Source organism: Cupriavidus basilensis (assembly GCF_000832305.1).
Lineage (GTDB): Bacteria > Pseudomonadota > Gammaproteobacteria > Burkholderiales > Burkholderiaceae > Cupriavidus > Cupriavidus basilensis_F.
In genome coordinates this window covers 3,292,888-3,310,850 of sequence record NZ_CP010536.1, presented here as the reverse complement: position 1 = coordinate 3,310,850, position 17,963 = coordinate 3,292,888, and the positions used below count along the sequence as shown (strand labels likewise).

Genomic DNA, 17,963 nt, shown 5'->3' with positions numbered 1-17,963 from the left:
GGCGCCTGGCTGACAAGGTGCGGCAACGCGCGCTTTTCCCCCGCAGTGTCCTCCAATTCAGCCAGCTTCGAGCGTAGAAATGAGCAACTCCGTCCCCGCAACCTCCACCCAGCCGGAACCGGAGCTGGCGCAACTGCCGCCGGCCCTTACCCACGAGAGCCCGGAGGATGACGACTACCACCGGCGCTTCGGTGGCGTGGCGCGCCTGTATGGAGCGGCGGGCCTGGCGCGGCTGGAGGCGGCCAGCGTTTGCGTGGTCGGCATCGGCGGGGTGGGCAGCTGGGCAGCCGAGGCGCTGGCGCGCAATGCGGTCGGCCGTGTCACGCTGATCGATCTGGACCATATCGCGGTGTCCAATACCAACCGCCAGATCCACGCGCTGGGCGACGCCTATGGCCGCGCCAAGGTGCAGGCCATGGCGGAGCGCATGGTGCAGATCAACCCGCGCTGCCGGGTGACCGAGGTGGACGATTTCGTGACCCCGGAGAATCTGGTCGAACTGCTCGACGGGCACGACTACATCATTGATGCGATCGACTCGGTCAAGGTCAAGATCGCCATGCTGGGCTGGGCACGCCGCGTGGGCCGGCGCATCATCACCTGCGGCGGCGCCGGCGGCCAGCTCGACCCGACCCGCATCCGCGTGGTGGATTTCTCCCGCACCGTGCAGGATCCGCTGCTGGCCAAGGTGCGCTCCACCCTGCGCAAGGACTGGGGCTGGCCGCGCAACCCCAAGCGCAAGTTCGGCATCGACGCGGTCTTCTCCGACGAGCCGCTGCGCTATCCGGAGCCCGAGCAGCAGTCCTGCGAGATCGACGAGGCCCCGCAAGCCGCGCCAGGCGCCTCGGCCGGCCCGCAGGGGCTGGCCTGCGCCGGCTTCGGCTCCTCGGTGGCGGTCACCGCGGTGTTCGGCATGGTGGCGGCGTCCAGCGTGCTGGCCGCCCTCACGGCGCCGGACGTTTCCACGGCGCCGGAATGAGCATCGCGGCGGCTGGCTACGCCGCGAGCGTGGCCAGCAGCGCGTTCAGCGCGGCGTCGTCCGGCGCCGTATTGTCGAAGTAGGCCAACTCGGGGTACTGCGCTGGCTCGGGCATGAAGCGCCGGGTGCGGTAATCGTCCCAGTGCGCCAGCTTGTAGGCATCGTTGGGATTGGCGCGCTTGACGATGCGCGCATGCGCCTCGTCCTCCGGCAGGTGCACCCACAGGGTGCGCACGATGGTGCCGGCGGGCACGCGCAGCCATTTGGGATCGTGCAGCAGGTGGTCGCGCACCTCGCGCGATAGCGGGCCCACCACGATCACGCTGATGCCCAGGGCGAGGTTCTCCCGCGCGGTATCCAGCAGGCCATCATATTCCGCATTGCGCAGGTACTTGAGGTAGGTCGGGCTGTCGCGGTCGTTCGGGTCGCCGGTCAGCGCGCCCATTGCCGCGGCGCTGTATCCGCCGTAGAGCGTGTCCTTGTCGAGCAGGCAGAACGGCTCGCCGGTGACCTGCATCAGTGGGCCGATCAGGCGGTGGGCCAGGGTGGTCTTGCCGGTGCCGGCATGGCCGCAGAAGAAGAGCAGTCGGGGCATGGGAAGCCAGGGATCAGCCTGGTGCAGTGATGGAGCCAGCCTTGAGCATACCCTGCGCGTGCCGCCGTCCTTGGCGGCGCTGTGGTTTGTCCTGGATCAGTCCGGGCCGCCGCGGATTCGGTATCCTTGCGGTTTTCGCGATATTGTTCCCCCCGATATGACCGATTCCTCTTTGACCGGCACCGCCACGCTGGCCCCCGACCTGCTGCTGGGCGAGCCGGTCACCGATGCCACCCACGCCGAATTCGTCCAACTGCTGGACGCCGCCACGCGCGCCGACGATGCGGGCTTCCTGGCAGCCCTGGACGCGTGGATCGACCATACCCGCCATCATTTCGGCCAGGAGGAAGCGTGGATGGAGGCGATGGCCTTCGGCCCGCAGCATTGCCACCGCGGCGAGCACGAGCAGGTGCTGGCGGTGGCCGGCGCGGTGCGCGACAAGGTGGCCGAGGGCGACCTGGCGCTGGGCCGACGGCTCTTGTCGGAGTTGCCCGGCTGGTTCGACCAGCATGTGAAGGGGATGGACGCGATGATGGTCAACCACATGCGCGAGAACGGCTTCAGCCTGATCGAGGCGCCGCCGGAGCAGGCGGGCCAGATGGCCTAGATTGCCTAAATTGCGTCGGCGGCAGCCCGGTCCAGCACGACAAAGTGCTTGCGCACCGGTTCGAGCACCTCGAACAGGCCGGTGAAGCCGGCTGGGATCACGCAGGCGTCGCCGGGCCCGAATTCATGGGCGTTTCCCGCGTCGTCGCTGATGCGCAGGCGGCCGCTGATGACATGGAAAAACTCCTCCTTGCCAGCCGGAAACGCAATGCGCCACGCGCCCGGCTCGCAAGCCCAGATGCCGCAATCGAAATCGCCCTGGCTGGCGCTGTAGTGCGTCCAGGTGGTGCGGTCCGGGTTGCCGGCAACCAGCCGTTCCGGGCGTGGGCGATCGTGGCTCGGAAGCGGTTCGGGGTCGGTCTGGAAGTCGATCAGGCGGGGCGGGGAGGCAGTCACGGTGGAGCAGGGCGGTTGCAGGGAAATAAAACGGCGGGCCCGGCCCGCCGCGTTCACCCGCCAGTTTAATTGAGCGCCGAGGCCAGCAGCCGGCGATAGCGCGACACCACGTCGGGCTGGTCGCTCATCAGCTTGAATACCGACAGCATGGCCGTGCGGCCGATATCGTCCTCGAAGGTGCGATCCGTGCGCGCGATGGCCAGCAGTTGCTCCAGCGCCGGCTCATATTGCCGATGCGCGATCAGCGCGCGCGCCAGGTCCAGCCGCGCCTGCAGGTCACCGGGGGCGTCGGCGACACGGGCCGCCAGGGTCGCCGCGTCGGGCAGGTCCGAGGCACCGCGCATGGCCTCGATCCGGGTGCGCAGCGCAGCGTAGCCGTCCTCCTGGGCCGCGTTGGGAGACAACATGCCGAACTCCGGCTGGGCCTGGTCCAGCGCATCCTCGTCCAGCAGGAAGCCGATGTATTCAAGGCGAGCGGCATCGAAGCCAGGATCGAACGCCAGTGCCGCCTGGAACGCCGACCTGGCCGCCTCGCGGTCGCCCGCGCCGGCAGCGTCGCGGGCAGCACGCAGGGCCACCCTGCCCGGGTCGGGCATTACCCGGGCAATAAACTCGCGCAGCCCGGATTCCGGCAGCACGCCGATGAACTGGTCCACCGCCTGGCCATCGGCGAACGCCACCACGTGGGGAATGCTGCGCACGCCGAAATGCGATGCCAGCTCCTGGTTCTCATCCACGTTCACCTTGGCCAGCCGCCATTTGCTGGCCGCTTCGCCCTCAAGCTTTTCCAGCATCGGCCCCAAGGTGCGGCAAGGGCCACACCACGGTGCCCAGAAATCCACCAGCACGGGGATGTGGCGCGACGTCTCGATCACGTCGGCGTCAAAATTCTGCAGGGTTACGTCGCTCATGGCTTGGCCTCGGAGTGTGGAACGCCCGCGCGAAAGGCTCCACTCGCGCAACGACGTCTTCTCTTTCATATTGGGACCGCCCCGCCGAATGCAACCTTTGCACGCCGCGCGGCGTGGATGCCGGCGCAGGCAAGGGTAAGCGATGGATTGAAAAAAGAACGGTCGTTCGGTTATATTGCTTGACTGATTGTTGGTTTCGACAAATTCATCTCTCGCCTCGCATCCAAGACCAGGTCGGATAGACCGCACAGGAGACCTTTATGCAGACCCCCCAGCCCGCGCGCCCGCATTTCCAGTTCTGGCCCAAGCGCGCGCCCACCAAGATCGTGCTGCCGGAGACGTCGCTCTGGTACAACCTGGTGGTCTCCGCCCATCGCTACGCCGACAAGGCGGCCATCCGGTATTTCGGCAACGCCATCACCTTCCGGGCGCTGGAAGCCCAGGCCAGCGCCATGGCGGGCTGGCTGCAGCAAAAGGCCGGCGTGAAGAAGGGCGACCGGGTGCTGCTGTATATGCAGAACTGCCCGCAGTTCATCATTGCCTATTACGCGATCCTGCGCGCGGATGCCGTGGTCGTGCCGGTCAATCCGATGAACAGGACTGAGGAGTTCAAGCACTACATCACTGACGCGCAGGCCAGCGTGGCGATCTGCAGCGCGGATCTGGCCATGGGCGCCGAGCAGGCCAATAACGAGTTGCCGCCCGAGCAGCGCCTGCAGCACCTGCTGGTCACGCAATACAGCGATGCGCTGCCGGCCAGCTACGAGAACCCCGAAGACGCGCCGGGCGCCTGGCTGACCACACAGCATCCGCTGCCGGCCGGCGCCACCCCCTGGGCCGATGCGCTTGCCGCGCAACTGGTGCCTGGGCCGCATACCGCGGGCCCGGACGATATGGCGGTGATGCCCTATACCTCGGGCACCACCGGCTTTCCCAAGGGTTGCATCCACACCCACCGCTCCGTCATGCATAACGCGATCGGCGGCGGCATTTGGAGCGGCAGCGGCGCCGAATCGACGATCCTGGCGGTGCTGCCGCTGTTCCACGTGACCGGCATGCAGTACGGCATGAACGGCCCGATCTACAGCGGCGCTACCGTGGTGATGCTGCCGCGCTGGGACCGCGAAGTCGCGGGCCGGCTGATCTCGCGCTTCCAGATCACGCACTGGACCAATATCCCGACCATGGTGATCGACTTCCTGGGCAGCCCGAACCTGGACCAGTTCGACCTGTCGAGCCTGCGCTATATCGGCGGCGGCGGCGCGGCCATGCCGCAGGCGGTAGCGCAGCGCCTGAAGCAGCAGTTCGGCCTTAACTACGTTGAAGGCTATGGCCTGTCCGAGACCATGGCGCCGACCCACAGCAATCCGGTCGACCGCCCCAAGCTGCAGTGCCTGGGCGTGCCCACCTTCAATACCGACGCGCGCGTGATCGATCCGGTCACGCTCAAGGAAGTGGCGCTCAACGAGACTGGCGAGATCATCGTGTGCGGCCCGCAGGTGTTCAAGGGCTACTGGGGCAAGCCGGATGCCACGCGCGATGCCTTCATCGAGTTCGATGGCAAGACCTACTTCCGCACCGGCGATCTGGGCCGCATGGACGAAGAGGGCTACTACTTCATCACCGACCGGCTCAAGCGCATGATCAACGCGTCGGGCTTCAAGGTGTGGCCGGCAGAGGTGGAGAACCTGCTGTACAAGCATCCCGACGTGCAAGAGGCCTGCATCATCGGCACGCGCGATGCCTATCGGGGCGAAACCGTGAAGGCGGTGGTGGTGCTCAAGACGCATGCCAAGGGCAAGACCACGCCCGAGGAAATCATCGAATGGGCCAAGGAAAACATGGCGGCCTACAAGTACCCTCGCGTGGTGGAGTTTGTCGACGCGCTGCCCAAGTCGGGCACGGGCAAGGTGATGTGGCGCGCGCTGCAGGAAAGCGAGAACGCGCGCAGCGCGGAGTCGAAGCCGGCGGCCTGAGTGGCCTGAGCGGATAGCGTTGCGTCAGCGGGATGCGCGGGCACATCCGTGCCCGCGTCAGTGCCCGCGCACGCGCACCAGCATCTTCACCATGGTCTTGTAGCTGCGCTCGCGGGCGTGCCGGGTCGGGGTGGTGCCATCCCGGTCGGCAAGGTTGGCGTCCGCGCCCGCATCCAGCAGCAACTGCACGGTGTCTTCATACCGCGCGCTGCCATCGCCCATGACGATGGTCTCCAGCAACGCGGTCCAGCCCTGGCGATTGATATGGTCGACCGCCACGCCGGCTTTCAACAACACCTTCACCACTTCGGTATTGCCATGCTCGCACGCGGCGATCAGGGCGGTGTTGTCGTAGCTGTCCGTGCTGTTGAGATCGGCGCCATGCGCCAGTGCCTGCTGCACCAGCTCAAGCTGCCCGGTGGCCGCGGCCAGCAGGAAGGGGCTGTTGGATTCCATGTCCTTGCGGTTGACATCGGCGCCGGCCGCCACCAGTGCCTTGGCAACCTCGGTATGGCGGCTGTAGACCGCCACCAGCAAGGCACTGCGGCCGCGTTCGTCGGCGGCCTGGGCGGAAGCGCCCGAAGCCAGCAAGCGCTTGACCAGTTCGAGATCTCCCAGCGTTGCCGCGGCAAGGAGATTGCGGTCGAGCCCGCCAACGCTATCGTGCGCGGCAGCGGCGGAGCCCGCGGCGCCTTGCCCGTGCGAGCGCGGCGATGACTGGGCCGGGCCGTTGCCGGCAGGGCGCGCGGCCAGCGTCGATCCGCCGGGGCCGGCCAGCAGCGCGCCGCCCATCAGCAAGCCGGTCAGCCCCAGCACTTCAGCAAGCACCAGTCGGCGGGGGCGGGCAGCAGGGCGTGGCATCCTGGTCGATCCTGGGTCAGGCGGGTTCGCTGACAGCCTGTGCGGCCGTGGCATCCGTATCCTGCAGCCGGCGCCAGAGCCGGCCCAGGTAGGGATCGTCGACCCCGTTGGTGGCAAGGCCAAGCAGCGTCTGTTGCAGGTACTCGCGGGCCGGGCCATACAGGCCACAGGCGTGGCGCAGGCAGGCCACCACGCGGTCGTCCGGCAAGCGTCCGGCATAGGCTTCGTGCCCGCGGTTCATCACGAAGGCCAGGGCGCGCTGCCGCGGGCTGCCGTTCATCTTCACATTGAGCCAGCGGGGGTGGTAGGCGCCGGTCAGCATCTCGCGGCGCCACAGCAGGCGGAATTCCTGCTCGATCATGTGATGGGGGATGCGGAAGACGACGCCCTGGCACGAGCCGCCGCGGTCCAGCGCGAGCACCAGGCCCGGGTCGTCCCAGGTGCCGCGGTTGATGCGCGAGTACAGGTAGAAGCCGCGGTGGTAGCCATGCACGGTAGCCAGCTGGCGGTCCGTGTGTATCACCATCGGGTTCCAGATCAGCGAGCCATAGCCGAACAGCAGGACATCGCCGGCCAGCCCAGGCGTATCCGGCCGCTGGTCCAGCGTCGCGCGCAGAGAACGCTCGAAAGCTTCTTCGGGAAGTAGCGAGGAAGCCACCGGCGTGCTGCAAAGAGAAGCACGCAGCCGATCTGTTTCGAGATCTTGTCGGGTGATGGCCATGATGCAAGCATAATCCAAAGCTGCGTGGCAGGCGGCATGGAAACCACATGGCACGCAGAAATGTCTGTAAGGTCCGGCAGGCTGTATGCGACTGACAACGGTCAGGCAGCCTTCGGAGGTCCAGCATGCACAAGTATCTCAAACAATCGGCTCAGGCCGATGCCATCGCGCAACGGGCAGCCGGGCCGCGCACCCCTGCGCGTAAATCCTGCAAGCCCAGATCTTGGCCAATGCGCTGGGCGCCGATGCTGATGCTCGCCGCGCTGGCCGGCCCGGTGCGCGCAGCGGCCAGCGCCGTGCCGGCCGCGTGCCTGCATGACAGCCCACCCCAGCGGCTAGCGCTGATCGAGCTCTACACGTCGGAGGGCTGTAGCAGCTGTCCGCCGGCCGATCACTGGCTCGGCACGCAGGCCGCTCGGTTGCCGGCCTCGCAGGCGCTGGCGCTGCACGTCGACTACTGGGACAGCCTGGGCTGGCGCGACCGCTTTGCCAGCCCGGTGTTCACCGCTCGCCAGCGCACGCTGGCGGGCGCGGTCGGCAGTCATACCGTATATACGCCCGAGGTGTTTGTCGGCGCGCGCGAGCAGCGCCGCTGGCACGACGCAGGCGAGGTCGCGGCGCGCGTCGCCGAGATCAACGCGCAAGCGCCCGGCGCCTCGCTTCGGCTGGGCTGGCAGGCGCTCTCCGCCGGGCAAGCGCAGGTCGCGCTGAACGTGACACCGGCGGCCCGCTCCGGGCCACTGCAGGCCTATGCCGCGCTGGTCGAGGACGGGCTGGTGTCGTCGGTGAAGGCCGGCGAGAATCAAGGCGCCACGCTGCGTCACGAGCGTGTCGTGCGGCTCTGGCTGGGCCCCTTCACGGTGCCGGCCGAGGGGCTGGCCTGGTCGGGCAGCGTGCCGTTGCCAACCGGGGCCGACCCGCGCAAGCTGGCCTGGGTTGCCTTCGCGCAGCAGCCCGGCGCCGAGGTGGCGCAGGCGGTGCTGGCGCCGCGCTGCGAACTGCCCCGGTGACGCAGGGATTCCTGTCGCGGACTGGCACTATCTGCTGGGCAAGGTGGCGGTATCACCTGCTATGTCTTTACAATGGGGCATCAACCAGGAGAACAGGCTATGGCGCGCACGCTCACGGTAGTTTTCGGTACCGGCAAGGAATTTGGCTTCACCATTGGCGACGCAGAGTTGGCGGCGGTCACCGAGGATGCTGGCTGGCGCTGGTTCGACCGCGAGTACGCCGAGCTCGATTGCCAGGCCTCCAGTCCGGTCGGCAAAGTGCTGGTGATCGACAAGATCCTCAGCGTGGCCAAGTTCTCCGGCGAGCAGCGCTTCAGCGGCGATGCCGCGTGGGCCCAGGACTACGCCCGCCATGCCGCCCGCCTGCTGGACCGCGACAAGGTCCGGGTCGACGTGGGCAACGCCGCGATCAGTTTCTGATCGCGGCCTGTCGGCAGCGCAATGCAAGGAGGGGCGCCCGTGGGCGCCCCTCTTTCTTGTCCCTTCCGCGCAAGGTGCGGATGGATGCGCCCGGCCGCCGCCGCAGCGGCGGCCAGGCGATCAGACTGCCAGCAGTTCCACTTCGAACAGCAGCGTGGCGTTGGGCGGGATCACGCCGCCCGCGCCGCGCGCGCCGTAGCCCAGCTCGGCCGGGATCACCAGGCGGCGGGTGCCGCCAACCTTCATGCCTTGCACGCCTTCATCCCAGCCGCGGATGACGTGGCCGGCGCCCAGCGGGAACACGAACGGGTCGTTGCGGTCCTTGCTCGAGTCGAACTTGCGGCCGGCTTGCTCGTTCTCGTAGAGCCAGCCGGTGTAGTGCACCGTGACATGCTTGCCTGCCGTGGCTTCGGCGCCTTCGCCGGTGACGGTGTCTTCAAATTGCAGGCCGGAGGGAGTGGTATTCATGGATGGCTTCCTTGTGCTGTATCAGCGAGGGTCACGGGTTCGGTGAGGCTGGCGGCAAGCCGGCCGCACCGGGCGGATTGGTTGAACGGGTTTGGCTCAGCCCGCGGGCTGTTGCAGGACTTCGAGCGTGATGCGGACGTTGTGGTCGTCGTCGCTGACCCAGATCTCGCTATCCTGGATCGTCACCGACAGCCGCATGGCGCGCTGGGCCAGGGCGGCAAGTGCTTCCACCGCCTCGGCCGGCACATTGTAAATGGTCACGTTGCGCAGCTTGCCCGCCTTGCCGGCCATGCCCTTCCACCATTCACGCGCGCTCGCACCATTGTAGGTGAACACGGTGACGCGATCGGCACGGGCCGCGGCGCGCTTCAGGCGCGATTCGTCGGGCTGGCCCAGCTCGATCCAGTGTGCGATGTCGCCAGTGAGGGTCTTTTCCCACAGGTCCGGCTCGTCGGGCTCGTCCAGGCCGCGGGTGAAGGTCAAGGTGTCGCTGGCTTCGCAGGCAAAGGCCAGCAGCCGCACCATCATGCGCGCGTCGTTCTCCGACGGGTGCTTGGCAATAGTCAGGGCGTGGCTGCCGTAGTAGGGCCGATCCATGTCGGAGACGGACAGTTCGGCCTTGTAGATGGTGGATTTAAGAGCCATGAAGGAAGCGGGGGCGGCAAAGGCTGCGAGAAGCGAAAGGCCGCATCATACGTGAATCGGGCAGGGCGATCTCGCGCCGGACTTTCAAGTGCGCGCTCAGGCGCCCACGGCGCGTAGCGCGATCGCACTCAGCCTGTTGGCAAAGCCGGGCTGGTTCTGCCAGGCCTCGCCCAGCAAGTGGCCGGTATCCGGCAGGTCGATCACCTCCACGCGCTCGGCCAGGCCGGCGCGTTCGGCGAGCGTATCGGCGATGCCGGGCGGAATGACCGCATCCCCGGCGCCGCGCACCAGCGTCAGGCGGCCGCGGAACCCCGTAATGAGGTCGAAGGCGAGCGAGGCGCGCCAGCTGCCGGGGGTGCGCAGCACTGCCGTAAAGGCCGGGCCGAAGGGGAGTTCGAACGCGGCGGGGTCATAGGCGGCGCCTACCAGCGTCAGCAGCCGTCCGATATGGTTGCGCGGGTCGGCGGCCAGCCGCACGGCGATTTCCCCGCTCATGCTGATACCGATCACGGCCCGGGGGGCGGTGCCGTCAAGGTGCGCCAGCGCCGCCTGGGCCTCGCGCAGGCGCTTGGCCAGCGAGTTAGGCGTGCGCGCCGAGCTTTCGCCGTGGCCGGAAAAATCAATGGCAACGCTGCCCACGCCCTGCGCGGCAAGCGCCTGGCGCAAGGCCAGCCAGCGCGCGCGGTGGCTGGTGCCCGCGCCGTGCAGCAGCAGGCAGCTTGCCCCGTTGCCGGTGTCGATGCGGTCGGCAGCCAGCGTTTCGGCGCCGGCCTCGATGTCAAAGCGCAGGGGCGTGCTCATGGCGGGCCTGGCGGCGCTTCAGCGGGATTTCTTGTAATCGCTCAGGTAGTAGCGCAGCAGCGCCGACGCCAGCGTCAGGCAGAGAAAAGCGATGGCGATCACCATGGCGTGCCCGGCAGGGCTGTCGATCTGTCCCGACAGGGCCAGGCTGGCCAGCCAGCTGCCTACCGGCAGGATCAGCAGGGGCACCAGCAGTGCGCGGCGCCCATAGGTGCGCAGGGCCCACGCGGGGAAATTGCGCAGGAAGGCCATCGGGATGCTGCAGAGCAGGCAGGCGCCCGCGGCGGCTAGCGAGGCCGCCACCACATCCCCAACTTGAATCGTGATCATTGTTCTCGGGTTTCCCGTTCAGGCGGAGGCCGCGAGAGGGCCTGCCGAAAAAATGCAAACCGCTGATTCTACAGAAGAATTCCGGCTTTCAGGTGTCGCGGGGCCGACATGCCGCAGCGGCAAGAAGGCAAGCGTGACGTGGCTGTCACTCCAGCGCCGGCAGTGCCGGCATGGCTTCCACCGACATGGTCAGAACCACGGTATCGCCTACGTCCGGCAGGAAGCGGGTCATGCCAAACGCGCTGCGCGAGAGCACGGCGCGGAAATCTCCGCCGCAAACGTGGCGCTTGATGCCGAACAGTGAGATCTCGCCGCAACTGAAGCGCTCGGCCTCCAGCCGCAGCGGCTGCGTGACGCCGTGCAGGGTCAGTTCGCCTTCCACGGCTACCAGCCGGTCCCCGTCCCGCACGAAGCGATTCGCGCGCAGCCGGACCACGGGAAAATTCTGGGCATCGAGAAACTGGGCCGAACGCAGGATGCCGTCCAGCGTGCGGTTGCCGGAATCGACCGAGTCGGCATCGACCGTGAAATCGATCGCGCCGCTGCCGCTGGCCTCGTCAAAGCTGATGCGGCCATCGATCTTGCCGAAGCGGCCGCGCACCGAGGTGCGCTCAAAGTGGCTGGCGGCGAAGTACACCGTGGTGTGCGTCGGGTCCACCGTGAAGTTGACAGGCTGCGCCTGCACCGTGCCGGGCAGGCATGGCGCCAGCAGGCAGAGCGCGCAAGCGACAGTTGCCGAAAGCCGCATGATGCGTGTCCTCAGTGGACGAACACCGGCAACAGGAAGATACCGATCACCGACAGGAAGCCGACGGTCCAGCACAGCGTGCGCAAGGTGGCGCGATCTGCCAGGTAGCACACGGTGTACAGGATGCGCGCGGCGAGGAAGACCAGCGCCAGTTCATCGATGCGCGCCGCCGGTGCTTGCAGGTGCGTGGCGCACAGCACGGCCGCGGCGAAGAAAGGGAAGGCCTCGAAGTGATTGCGGTGCGCCATGTCCGCGCGCCGCGCGCGCCCGGCCTGCTTTTCCAGCCAGCCGCGCGGGTCATGGTTGTCGAAGGCGCGTCCGCTGGCCTTGGCCACGCCCACCGTCACGACGGGCAGGATCCCCGCCAGCAGCACACACCAGAATGCGATCGGCATCGTCATTTCCTTTGCTTGGAGGAAAACGCCCGGCGACCGGACTGGCCGGCCGCCGGGCGTGCTCGCGAACGCGACGGCCTCAGGCTGCCACCACGCGGATCTTCACGCCAGCCACGCTGACCACCTGGCCGGCGCGGATCTTGGCGGTCTTGCGCGATTCCACCGCGCCGTCGACCGAGACTTCGCCGGCCGCCACCAGCGCCTTGCCGGCGCCGCCGCTGTCGCACACGCCGGCGACCTTGAGCAGGTCGTTCAGGGCGATATGCTCGCCCTCCAGCGGGAAGGTTACGGTTTGCATGGGCTTACTTCCCCCAGCTGTCACGCAGCCCGACGATGCGGTTGAAGACCGGCTTGCCCGGCTTCGAATCCACGCGGTCGGCCACGAAGTAACCCTGGCGCTCGAACTGGAAGCGATCCTCCGGAGCGGCTTGCGCCAGGCCGGGTTCCAGGTAGGCCGTGACGATCTTCTTCGAGTCCGGGTTCAGCGCGTCGAGGAAGTTCTTGCCGCCGGCGTCCGGGTTCGGGTCGTTGAAGAGGCGGTCGTACAGACGCACTTCAGCTTCATAGGCATGCGCCACACTGACCCAATGGATGTTGCCCTTGACCTTGACGCTGTCCGCGCCCGGCGTGCCGCTGCGGGTCTCGGGCAGGTAGTTGGCGTGCACGGCGATGACCTTGCCGTCGGCGTCGCGGTCCACGCCCGTGCATTCGATCACGTAGCCGTGGCGCAGGCGCACCTTGCTGCCCGGGGTGCCGTCCTCCTTGGGCGCAAACAGGCGGAAGTAGCCCTTGGGCGGCGCTTCGCTGAAGTCGTCGCGCTCGATCCACAGCTCGCGCGTGAGCGGGAAGACGCGCATGCCCAGTTCCGGCTTCTTCGGATGCACCGGCGCCGTGCAGTCGTCGCTCTGGCCTTCGGGGTAGTTGTCCAGGATCAGCTTGAGCGGATCGAGCACGGCGGCGCCACGCGCGGCGCGCGCGTCGAGGTCGTCGCGCACGGCGCCTTCCAGCGTGCTCATGTCGATCCAGCTATCGGACTTGGCCACGCCGATACGCTCGCAGAACAACTGGATCGATTCCGGCGTAAAGCCGCGGCGGCGCACGCCCACGATGGTGGGCATGCGCGGATCGTCCCAGCCGTCCACGCGGTTTTCAACCACCAGTTGCAGCAACTTGCGCTTGCTGGTGATGGCGTAGGTCAGGTTCAGGCGGGCGAACTCATACTGGTGCGGCAGCGGCTCGCTGAACACGCCGCATTCGCGCAGTTGCGCCAGCACCCAGTCGTACAGCGGGCGGTTGTTCTCGAACTCCAGCGTGCACAGCGAATGCGTGATGTTTTCCAGCGCGTCCGAGATGCAGTGGGTGAAGTCGTACATCGGGTAGATGCACCACTTGTCGCCCGTGCGGTGGTGATGCGCGTGGCGGATCCGGTAGATCACCGGATCGCGCATCACGATGTTGGGCGCGTTCATGTCGATCTTGGCGCGCAGCACGTGCTCGCCGTCGGCGTACTTGTCGTCGCGCATGTCGCGGAACAGCTGCAGGTTTTCCTCGACGCTGCGCTCGCGGAACGGCGAGGGCGTGCCCGGGCGGGAGAAGTCGCCGCGGTTGGTGGCGATCTGCTCGGCGCTTTGGCTATCCACGTAGGCGACGCCGCGCTCGATCAGCTTTTCGGCGAAGGCGTAGAGCTGGTCGAAGTAGTCGCTGGCGTAATACAGGTGCGGCTGCTTGCTGCCGTCCTTGGCCGTGGTGTCCCAGCTGAAGCCGAGCCAGTGCACCGCGTCGATGATGGAATCGACGTACTCGGTGTCTTCCTTGACCGGGTTGGTGTCGTCGAAGCGCAGGTGGCAGCGGCCGCCGAAATCGCGCGCCATGCCGAAGTTCACGCAGATGCTCTTGGCGTGGCCGATATGCAGGTAGCCATTGGGCTCCGGCGGGAAGCGGGTGATGACGGGGGGCAACGGCTCGCCCTGGGCATCCTGGCGGCCGGCGTAGGTGCCGGCGGTGAGGTCCTGGTCGATGATGCTGCGCAGGAAATTGGATGCGGCGGTCGTGCTGTCGTTGGCTTTGGGGTCGTTGCTCATGGTGGCGCCGGTGGGCGGTTAAGTCAGGAGGCGGGGCGGCGGCCGGAGTCTGGCGCGCAGCCTGCCGCGCTGCTCGATTGCATGGCGGAATGCCGGATCGGGTGATTTTACCGTGCCGGGGACCAGAGTCGTGCAAACTCCGCGCCCGGGCGCAAAAACACCCGGCGCGGCCTAGGATGGAGAGAGCGCACCCGCCCTGTGGAGCCTTGCCGCCATGCCGACGCCAACTATTTCCCAAACCACCCGCCCAACCCCGCCAGACGCCGTAGCCGGGCTCTGGCTGGCCGCCGGGCTGCCAGCCGCCGCCCTGGACCGGCTGCAGCTCAGCGGTGCCGATCCGGTGCTGCCGTCGTCGTTCGCCGTGGGCACGGCCGCCCAGGCCAGCCTGGGCGCGTCGGCGCTGGCCGCCGCCATGCTGTGGCAGCAGCGCAGCGGGCGCTGGCAGGACGTGGCCGTCGACATGCGCCACGCCGTGGCCGAGTTCCGCAGCGAGCGCTACCTGCGTGTGGGCGGCGAGCCCGCGCCGGAGTTCCGCGACAAGGTGTCTGGCCTCTACCGCTGCGGTGACGGGCGCTGGGTACGCGTGCATGCCAATTTTCCCCATCATCGGGACGGCGTGCTGCGCATCCTGGGTTGCCTGCACGATCCCGCCGCGGTGCGCTCAGCCTTGCAGAAATGGGATGCCGAGGCCTTCGAGGCCACCGCCTCCGAGGCCGGCCTGGTCGTGGCCGCCCTGCGCAGCTTCGACGAATGGGACCGCCATGCGCAGGGGCAGGCGTTGCACGGCATGCCGCCACTGACCATCGAGCGCATCGGCGAAGCGCCGCCGCAGCCGCTTGCCGCGCTGCCCGCCACCGGCGCGCGCCCACTGTGCGGCGTGCGCGTGCTGGATTTCACCCGCATCATCGCCGGGCCGGTAGCCGGACGCACGCTGGCCGCGCATGGCGCCGATGTGCTGCATGTGAGCGCGGCCCATCTGCCCAGCATTGCCCCGCTGGTGATCGACACCGGGCGCGGCAAGCGCGCCTGCCAGCTGGACCTGCGCGACCCCGACGACAAGCGCGCCCTGCACAAGCTGCTGCACGGCGCCGACGTGCTGATCCAGGGCTATCGCCCGCAGGGGCTGGCGGAGTTGGGTGCGGGGCCGGAGGCGGTGGCCCGCGCCCGCCCGGGCATCGTCTATGTGACGTTAAGCGCCTATGGGCATGTGGGTCCCTGGGCTGGCAAGCGCGGCTTCGATTCGCTGGTGCAGACTGCCAGTGGCTTCAATCATGCCGAAGCGTTCGCGGCGCACAGCGACGAGCCGCTGCGGCTGCCGGCGCAAGTGCTGGATCATGCAGCCGGCTACCTGCTGGCGCTTGGCGCCATGGCCGGCCTGCATCGCCGTGCTGCCGAGGGCGGCAGCTGGCATGTGCGGGTGTCGCTGGCGCAGGTTGGCCAGTGGTTGCGCGGCCTGGGCCGGGTCGAGGGCGGGTTGCAGGCACCGGACCCGTGCTTCGAGGACGTGGAAGACCTGCTGGTGACGTTGCCGTCGGGCTTTGGCGAATTGCGCGCGGTGTCGCATGCGGGGCGATTGTCCGAGACGCCCGCGTACTGGGCGCTGCCATCGGTGCCCCTGGGCACGCACGCGCCTGAGTGGCTGCCGCGCGCCTGAGCGGCGCACGGGCTGGGTTCGAAGCTGGCCGTGAGGGGGGCTTCAGGCGTTCTTCATGCGCCCGTCATGCGCGCCATCCAGTCCGCCATGTCGCGCTCGGTGGGGCTGCCTTCCTGCTGGGCCGCGAGAATGCGGGCGCGGTCGCCCGCCGGGCGGTTCTGGCTGAGCTTGAACTTGGCTTCGATGCGCGTGGGCACGATGCGCAGGCCCACGATCGCGCCCAGCATTTTCTGCTGGAAATCCTCCGGCAGCGCGCGCCACTGCGCGGCGTAGCCGGGCTCGTTCTGCGTGATCAACCGCTTGAGCAGCGCATCCTTGGCGTCGGCGTCATGGATGGTGGCGATCTCTGCGTACACGTGCACGGCCACGTAGTTCCAGGTCGGCACCGACAGCTTTTGCTCGTACAACGATGGCGACACATAGCCATGCGGCCCCTGGAACACCAGCAGGGCGCTGGGCGTCTGCTCCAGCCAGCGCCAGTGCGGGTTGGCGCGCGCCATATGGCCTTCGATCTGCCAGGCGTCGCCGCTGCGCTGGGCCACCACCGGCAGGTGGGTGGCGAACGGCAGCCCGTCGGCGTCGTTGCCGACCAGCGTGGCAAAGGGGTAGCGGCGCATGACCTCGTCGATGGCGTCGCTTTCGGTGCTGGCGAAGTGGGATGGGGTGTACATGGGATCAATACAGGGTTTGTTTCATCCGCGCGGGCTGCGACTCGTCGTAGGCGACGCCGTCGAAGGGATCGCGGCTCACGGCGGCAAGGATGGTGCCGTTGCTCGGCAGGCTGCTGCGCGCCACCTGGGATTCCGGTGCCCACAGACTGGAGCGCACCAGCGCGCGGGCGCACTGGAAGAACACCGACTGGATCGAAATCACCAGCACGGTCGCCGGCGCCTTGCCATCCACGATGCAGCGCGCGATCAGCGCCGGGTCCACCGAGACGTGGGCGGTGCCCGCCACGCGGATGGTCTCGTTGACGCCCGGGATCAGGAACAGCAGGCCCACACGCGGGTCGGCGATGATGTTGCGCAGGCTGTCCAGGCGGTTGTTGCCGCGCCGGTCCGGCAGCAGCAGGGTGCGCTCATCGAGCACCTGCACAAAGCCCGGCGCATCGCCGCGCGGGGAGACTTCCGCGTACTCCGCGCGCACCGTGGACAGCAGGCAGAGCGGGGCGGCCTCGACGAAGGCACGGTAGTGCGGGTGCAGGTAGTCGACTTCCTTGGCGAGCGAGGCTTCGCCGGCTTCGGCGTAGTGGGCCTCCAGCTCGGCCAGCGTGGTCAGGGCGTGCGGCGTGGTCATGTTGGGTGGCGCATATGGGGCGGCGCATGTGGGGCGCTCGTCGGGGCGTTGGGAAGACCGGGCAGACGCTCACTGTAACGCAGTAGCGCGCCCTCTGTTGCGTTGACGCCGCAGTCCTGCGCGTTACAGGTTGATGGTGCCGCGTCCCAGCTCGATCACGCGCCCGCCCACGCGGATGGCCTGCTCACCGGTGACTTCCAGGCGCAGCGTGCACGGCCGGTCGACCGCCTCGCCCTGCGCGACCTGGTAGGCGGCCGGCAGCGCGTGGTCGTTGGCGATCAGCCAGCCGCCCAGGTTGGCGCAGGCCGAGCCGGTGCCCGGGTCCTCGGCCACGCCACCACCTTGCTTGGTGAAGAAATAGCGCGACACCACCTGGCCCGGCCGGGTCGGGTCGAACGCGAAGACGTAAGCGGTCTTGCGGCCCAGGCTGCTCTGCGGCCAGGACGCCAGGCGTGCGCTGTCAGGCTGCGCACGGCGCACCGCGTCCACGCTCTTCACGGGCACCATCAACTGGTCGGCGCCAGTGTCGACCCAGATCGGTGCCGCCAGCAAGTCGGTCTCGGCGAGCCCGAGCAGCGATGCCATCTGCGCATCCGGCAGGCCCGCCGGCGCTGTCCTGGGCGCACCCGCATGCGGCGCCGTGAAGGTCCACACGTCGCCCTGCGCGGTCACCGGCACCACGCCCGCCTTGAACGCCAGCGTGAGCGCGTCGCCGGTAGCGGCCAGGTCGCGCACCACATGGGCAGTGCCCAGCGTGGGATGGCCGGCAAAGGGCATTTCGTAGCCCGTGGTGAAAATCCGGACGTGCGCGCTGGCCTGCTCGGAGGGAAGGATAAAGGTGGTTTCGGACAGGTTGAACTGCAGTGCCAGGGCCTGCATGGTGGCGGTGTCGAGCCCGCGCGCATCCTCGAACACGCACAGGGGGTTGCCGCCGAAGGTGGATTCGGCAAAGACGTTGAGCAGGCGGAAAGCGTAGGTGGTCATGGCGGCCGGGGCGAAAGCAAAGGTGAAGGCCTCAGTGTAGTGCCCTACGCGGCGCACGCCATGCACAGTCGTTGCTTTGGCAAGCA

22 protein-coding genes are annotated in these 17,963 nt (G+C 68.0%); 6 read left to right on the top strand and 16 right to left on the bottom strand.

The features are described from left to right. Positions 1-79 precede the first annotated feature (79 nt). Positions 80-979 (top strand): tRNA cyclic N6-threonylcarbamoyladenosine(37) synthase TcdA, encoded by a 900-nt coding sequence (tcdA, locus tag RR42_RS15305; protein WP_236701918.1) that lies wholly within the window; start codon positions 80-82, stop codon positions 977-979. A 16-nt stretch (positions 980-995) separates the two neighbouring features. Here the strand turns inward: tcdA and RR42_RS15300 are convergent, their stop codons facing one another. Further along, on the bottom strand, positions 996-1,574 hold the full coding sequence (locus RR42_RS15300) for an AAA family ATPase (protein ID WP_043348445.1): 579 nt from the start codon (positions 1,572-1,574) through the stop codon (positions 996-998). A gap of 157 nt (positions 1,575-1,731) precedes the next feature. On the opposite strand from RR42_RS15300, the gene RR42_RS15295 reads away from it, so the two are divergent. Then, positions 1,732-2,181 (top strand): bacteriohemerythrin, encoded by a 450-nt coding sequence (locus RR42_RS15295; RefSeq protein WP_043348441.1) that lies wholly within the window; start codon positions 1,732-1,734, stop codon positions 2,179-2,181. A 5-nt stretch (positions 2,182-2,186) separates the two neighbouring features. Here RR42_RS15295 and RR42_RS15290 read toward each other — a convergent pair whose 3' ends face one another. Together RR42_RS15290 and trxA are read right to left on the bottom strand one after the other, a co-directional pair. After that, positions 2,187-2,576, bottom strand: coding sequence for a cupin domain-containing protein (locus tag RR42_RS15290; RefSeq protein WP_043348437.1), 390 nt, complete (start codon positions 2,574-2,576; stop codon positions 2,187-2,189). A gap of 65 nt (positions 2,577-2,641) precedes the next feature. Next, positions 2,642-3,487 carry a thioredoxin gene (trxA, locus tag RR42_RS15285; protein WP_043348433.1) on the bottom strand — a complete coding sequence of 282 codons (846 nt, stop codon included), beginning with the start codon at positions 3,485-3,487 and terminating at the stop codon, positions 2,642-2,644. A gap of 260 nt (positions 3,488-3,747) precedes the next feature. On the opposite strand from trxA, the gene RR42_RS15280 reads away from it, so the two are divergent. Further along, positions 3,748-5,463 carry a long-chain fatty acid--CoA ligase gene (locus tag RR42_RS15280; RefSeq protein ID WP_043348430.1) on the top strand — a complete coding sequence of 572 codons (1,716 nt, stop codon included), beginning with the start codon at positions 3,748-3,750 and terminating at the stop codon, positions 5,461-5,463. A 57-nt stretch (positions 5,464-5,520) separates the two neighbouring features. Here RR42_RS15280 and RR42_RS15275 read toward each other — a convergent pair whose 3' ends face one another. Beyond that, a complete protein-coding gene (locus RR42_RS15275; RefSeq protein WP_082054912.1) occupies positions 5,521-6,324 on the bottom strand; it encodes an ankyrin repeat domain-containing protein in 804 nt (267 codons plus the stop codon). 16 nt (positions 6,325-6,340) lie between these two features. Further along, positions 6,341-7,045 (bottom strand): gamma-glutamylcyclotransferase, encoded by a 705-nt coding sequence (locus tag RR42_RS15270; RefSeq protein WP_043352181.1) that lies wholly within the window; start codon positions 7,043-7,045, stop codon positions 6,341-6,343. Positions 7,046-7,170: 125 nt separating this feature from the next. Between RR42_RS15270 and RR42_RS15265 the strand changes: the two genes are divergently transcribed. Then, complete coding sequence (locus tag RR42_RS15265; RefSeq protein WP_144409827.1) at positions 7,171-8,055, top strand: DUF1223 domain-containing protein; 885 nt, start codon at positions 7,171-7,173, stop codon at positions 8,053-8,055. A 99-nt stretch (positions 8,056-8,154) separates the two neighbouring features. Next, positions 8,155-8,475: a hypothetical protein gene (locus RR42_RS15260; RefSeq protein WP_043348426.1), complete on the top strand. Its 321-nt coding sequence runs from the start codon at positions 8,155-8,157 to the stop codon at positions 8,473-8,475. Positions 8,476-8,595: 120 nt separating this feature from the next. Here RR42_RS15260 and RR42_RS15255 read toward each other — a convergent pair whose 3' ends face one another. The 8 genes from RR42_RS15255 to RR42_RS15220 form a co-directional block, all read right to left on the bottom strand. Beyond that, a complete protein-coding gene (locus RR42_RS15255; protein WP_006162999.1) occupies positions 8,596-8,943 on the bottom strand; it encodes an FKBP-type peptidyl-prolyl cis-trans isomerase in 348 nt (115 codons plus the stop codon). 96 nt (positions 8,944-9,039) lie between these two features. After that, positions 9,040-9,588, bottom strand: a complete 549-nt coding sequence (locus tag RR42_RS15250) for a YaeQ family protein (RefSeq protein ID WP_043348422.1) — start codon at positions 9,586-9,588, stop codon at positions 9,040-9,042. Between the two features lie 96 nt (positions 9,589-9,684). Next, positions 9,685-10,389 carry an alpha/beta hydrolase gene (locus tag RR42_RS37770; protein ID WP_052494645.1) on the bottom strand — a complete coding sequence of 235 codons (705 nt, stop codon included), beginning with the start codon at positions 10,387-10,389 and terminating at the stop codon, positions 9,685-9,687. Between the two features lie 18 nt (positions 10,390-10,407). Further along, positions 10,408-10,719, bottom strand: coding sequence for a hypothetical protein (locus RR42_RS15240; protein WP_043348418.1), 312 nt, complete (start codon positions 10,717-10,719; stop codon positions 10,408-10,410). A 145-nt stretch (positions 10,720-10,864) separates the two neighbouring features. Next, positions 10,865-11,467 (bottom strand): YceI family protein, encoded by a 603-nt coding sequence (locus tag RR42_RS15235; RefSeq protein WP_043348415.1) that lies wholly within the window; start codon positions 11,465-11,467, stop codon positions 10,865-10,867. An 11-nt stretch (positions 11,468-11,478) separates the two neighbouring features. Continuing rightward, positions 11,479-11,862, bottom strand: a complete 384-nt coding sequence (locus RR42_RS15230; RefSeq protein WP_043352176.1) for an MAPEG family protein — start codon at positions 11,860-11,862, stop codon at positions 11,479-11,481. A 79-nt stretch (positions 11,863-11,941) separates the two neighbouring features. After that, positions 11,942-12,160: an RNA-binding S4 domain-containing protein gene (locus tag RR42_RS15225; RefSeq protein ID WP_043348411.1), complete on the bottom strand. Its 219-nt coding sequence runs from the start codon at positions 12,158-12,160 to the stop codon at positions 11,942-11,944. 4 nt (positions 12,161-12,164) lie between these two features. Then, positions 12,165-13,943 (bottom strand): glutamine--tRNA ligase/YqeY domain fusion protein, encoded by a 1,779-nt coding sequence (locus tag RR42_RS15220; RefSeq protein WP_043348407.1) that lies wholly within the window; start codon positions 13,941-13,943, stop codon positions 12,165-12,167. A gap of 214 nt (positions 13,944-14,157) precedes the next feature. Between RR42_RS15220 and RR42_RS15215 the strand changes: the two genes are divergently transcribed. Beyond that, the gene (locus tag RR42_RS15215) at positions 14,158-15,597 is read left to right on the top strand and encodes a CoA transferase (protein ID WP_043348403.1); all 1,440 of its coding nucleotides are present in this window, start codon (positions 14,158-14,160) and stop codon (positions 15,595-15,597) included. A gap of 53 nt (positions 15,598-15,650) precedes the next feature. Here the strand turns inward: RR42_RS15215 and RR42_RS15210 are convergent, their stop codons facing one another. The 3 genes from RR42_RS15210 to RR42_RS15200 form a co-directional block, all read right to left on the bottom strand. After that, positions 15,651-16,268: an FMN-binding negative transcriptional regulator gene (locus RR42_RS15210; RefSeq protein WP_043348400.1), complete on the bottom strand. Its 618-nt coding sequence runs from the start codon at positions 16,266-16,268 to the stop codon at positions 15,651-15,653. 4 nt (positions 16,269-16,272) lie between these two features. Continuing rightward, positions 16,273-16,893, bottom strand: a complete 621-nt coding sequence (locus RR42_RS15205; protein WP_043348398.1) for a pyridoxamine 5'-phosphate oxidase family protein — start codon at positions 16,891-16,893, stop codon at positions 16,273-16,275. A 123-nt stretch (positions 16,894-17,016) separates the two neighbouring features. After that, entirely contained in the window at positions 17,017-17,877 is an 861-nt protein-coding gene (locus RR42_RS15200; protein ID WP_043352174.1) for a PhzF family phenazine biosynthesis protein, read from the bottom strand. Between the last annotated feature and the right edge of the window lie 86 nt (positions 17,878-17,963).

Excerpts from the sequence above, each read along its gene's own strand:
- tcdA (WP_236701918.1), top strand. The coding sequence starts at position 80 with ATGAGCAACTCCGTCCCCGCAACCTCCACCCAGCCGGAACCGGAGCTG.
- RR42_RS15300 (WP_043348445.1), bottom strand. The coding sequence starts at position 1,574 with ATGCCCCGACTGCTCTTCTTCTGCGGCCATGCCGGCACCGGCAAGACC.
- RR42_RS15295 (WP_043348441.1), top strand. The coding sequence starts at position 1,732 with ATGACCGATTCCTCTTTGACCGGCACCGCCACGCTGGCCCCCGACCTG.
- trxA (WP_043348433.1), bottom strand. The coding sequence starts at position 3,487 with ATGAGCGACGTAACCCTGCAGAATTTTGACGCCGACGTGATCGAGACG.
- RR42_RS15280 (WP_043348430.1), top strand. The coding sequence starts at position 3,748 with ATGCAGACCCCCCAGCCCGCGCGCCCGCATTTCCAGTTCTGGCCCAAG.
- RR42_RS15275 (WP_082054912.1), bottom strand. The coding sequence starts at position 6,324 with ATGCCACGCCCTGCTGCCCGCCCCCGCCGACTGGTGCTTGCTGAAGTG.
- RR42_RS15270 (WP_043352181.1), bottom strand. The coding sequence starts at position 7,045 with ATGGCCATCACCCGACAAGATCTCGAAACAGATCGGCTGCGTGCTTCT.
- RR42_RS15265 (WP_144409827.1), top strand. The coding sequence starts at position 7,171 with ATGCACAAGTATCTCAAACAATCGGCTCAGGCCGATGCCATCGCGCAA.
- RR42_RS15260 (WP_043348426.1), top strand. The coding sequence starts at position 8,155 with ATGGCGCGCACGCTCACGGTAGTTTTCGGTACCGGCAAGGAATTTGGC.
- RR42_RS15255 (WP_006162999.1), bottom strand. The coding sequence starts at position 8,943 with ATGAATACCACTCCCTCCGGCCTGCAATTTGAAGACACCGTCACCGGC.
- RR42_RS15250 (WP_043348422.1), bottom strand. The coding sequence starts at position 9,588 with ATGGCTCTTAAATCCACCATCTACAAGGCCGAACTGTCCGTCTCCGAC.
- RR42_RS37770 (WP_052494645.1), bottom strand. The coding sequence starts at position 10,389 with ATGAGCACGCCCCTGCGCTTTGACATCGAGGCCGGCGCCGAAACGCTG.
- RR42_RS15240 (WP_043348418.1), bottom strand. The coding sequence starts at position 10,719 with ATGATCACGATTCAAGTTGGGGATGTGGTGGCGGCCTCGCTAGCCGCC.
- RR42_RS15235 (WP_043348415.1), bottom strand. The coding sequence starts at position 11,467 with ATGCGGCTTTCGGCAACTGTCGCTTGCGCGCTCTGCCTGCTGGCGCCA.
- RR42_RS15230 (WP_043352176.1), bottom strand. The coding sequence starts at position 11,862 with ATGCCGATCGCATTCTGGTGTGTGCTGCTGGCGGGGATCCTGCCCGTC.
- RR42_RS15225 (WP_043348411.1), bottom strand. The coding sequence starts at position 12,160 with ATGCAAACCGTAACCTTCCCGCTGGAGGGCGAGCATATCGCCCTGAAC.
- RR42_RS15220 (WP_043348407.1), bottom strand. The coding sequence starts at position 13,943 with ATGAGCAACGACCCCAAAGCCAACGACAGCACGACCGCCGCATCCAAT.
- RR42_RS15215 (WP_043348403.1), top strand. The coding sequence starts at position 14,158 with ATGCCGACGCCAACTATTTCCCAAACCACCCGCCCAACCCCGCCAGAC.
- RR42_RS15210 (WP_043348400.1), bottom strand. The coding sequence starts at position 16,268 with ATGTACACCCCATCCCACTTCGCCAGCACCGAAAGCGACGCCATCGAC.
- RR42_RS15205 (WP_043348398.1), bottom strand. The coding sequence starts at position 16,893 with ATGACCACGCCGCACGCCCTGACCACGCTGGCCGAGCTGGAGGCCCAC.
- RR42_RS15200 (WP_043352174.1), bottom strand. The coding sequence starts at position 17,877 with ATGACCACCTACGCTTTCCGCCTGCTCAACGTCTTTGCCGAATCCACC.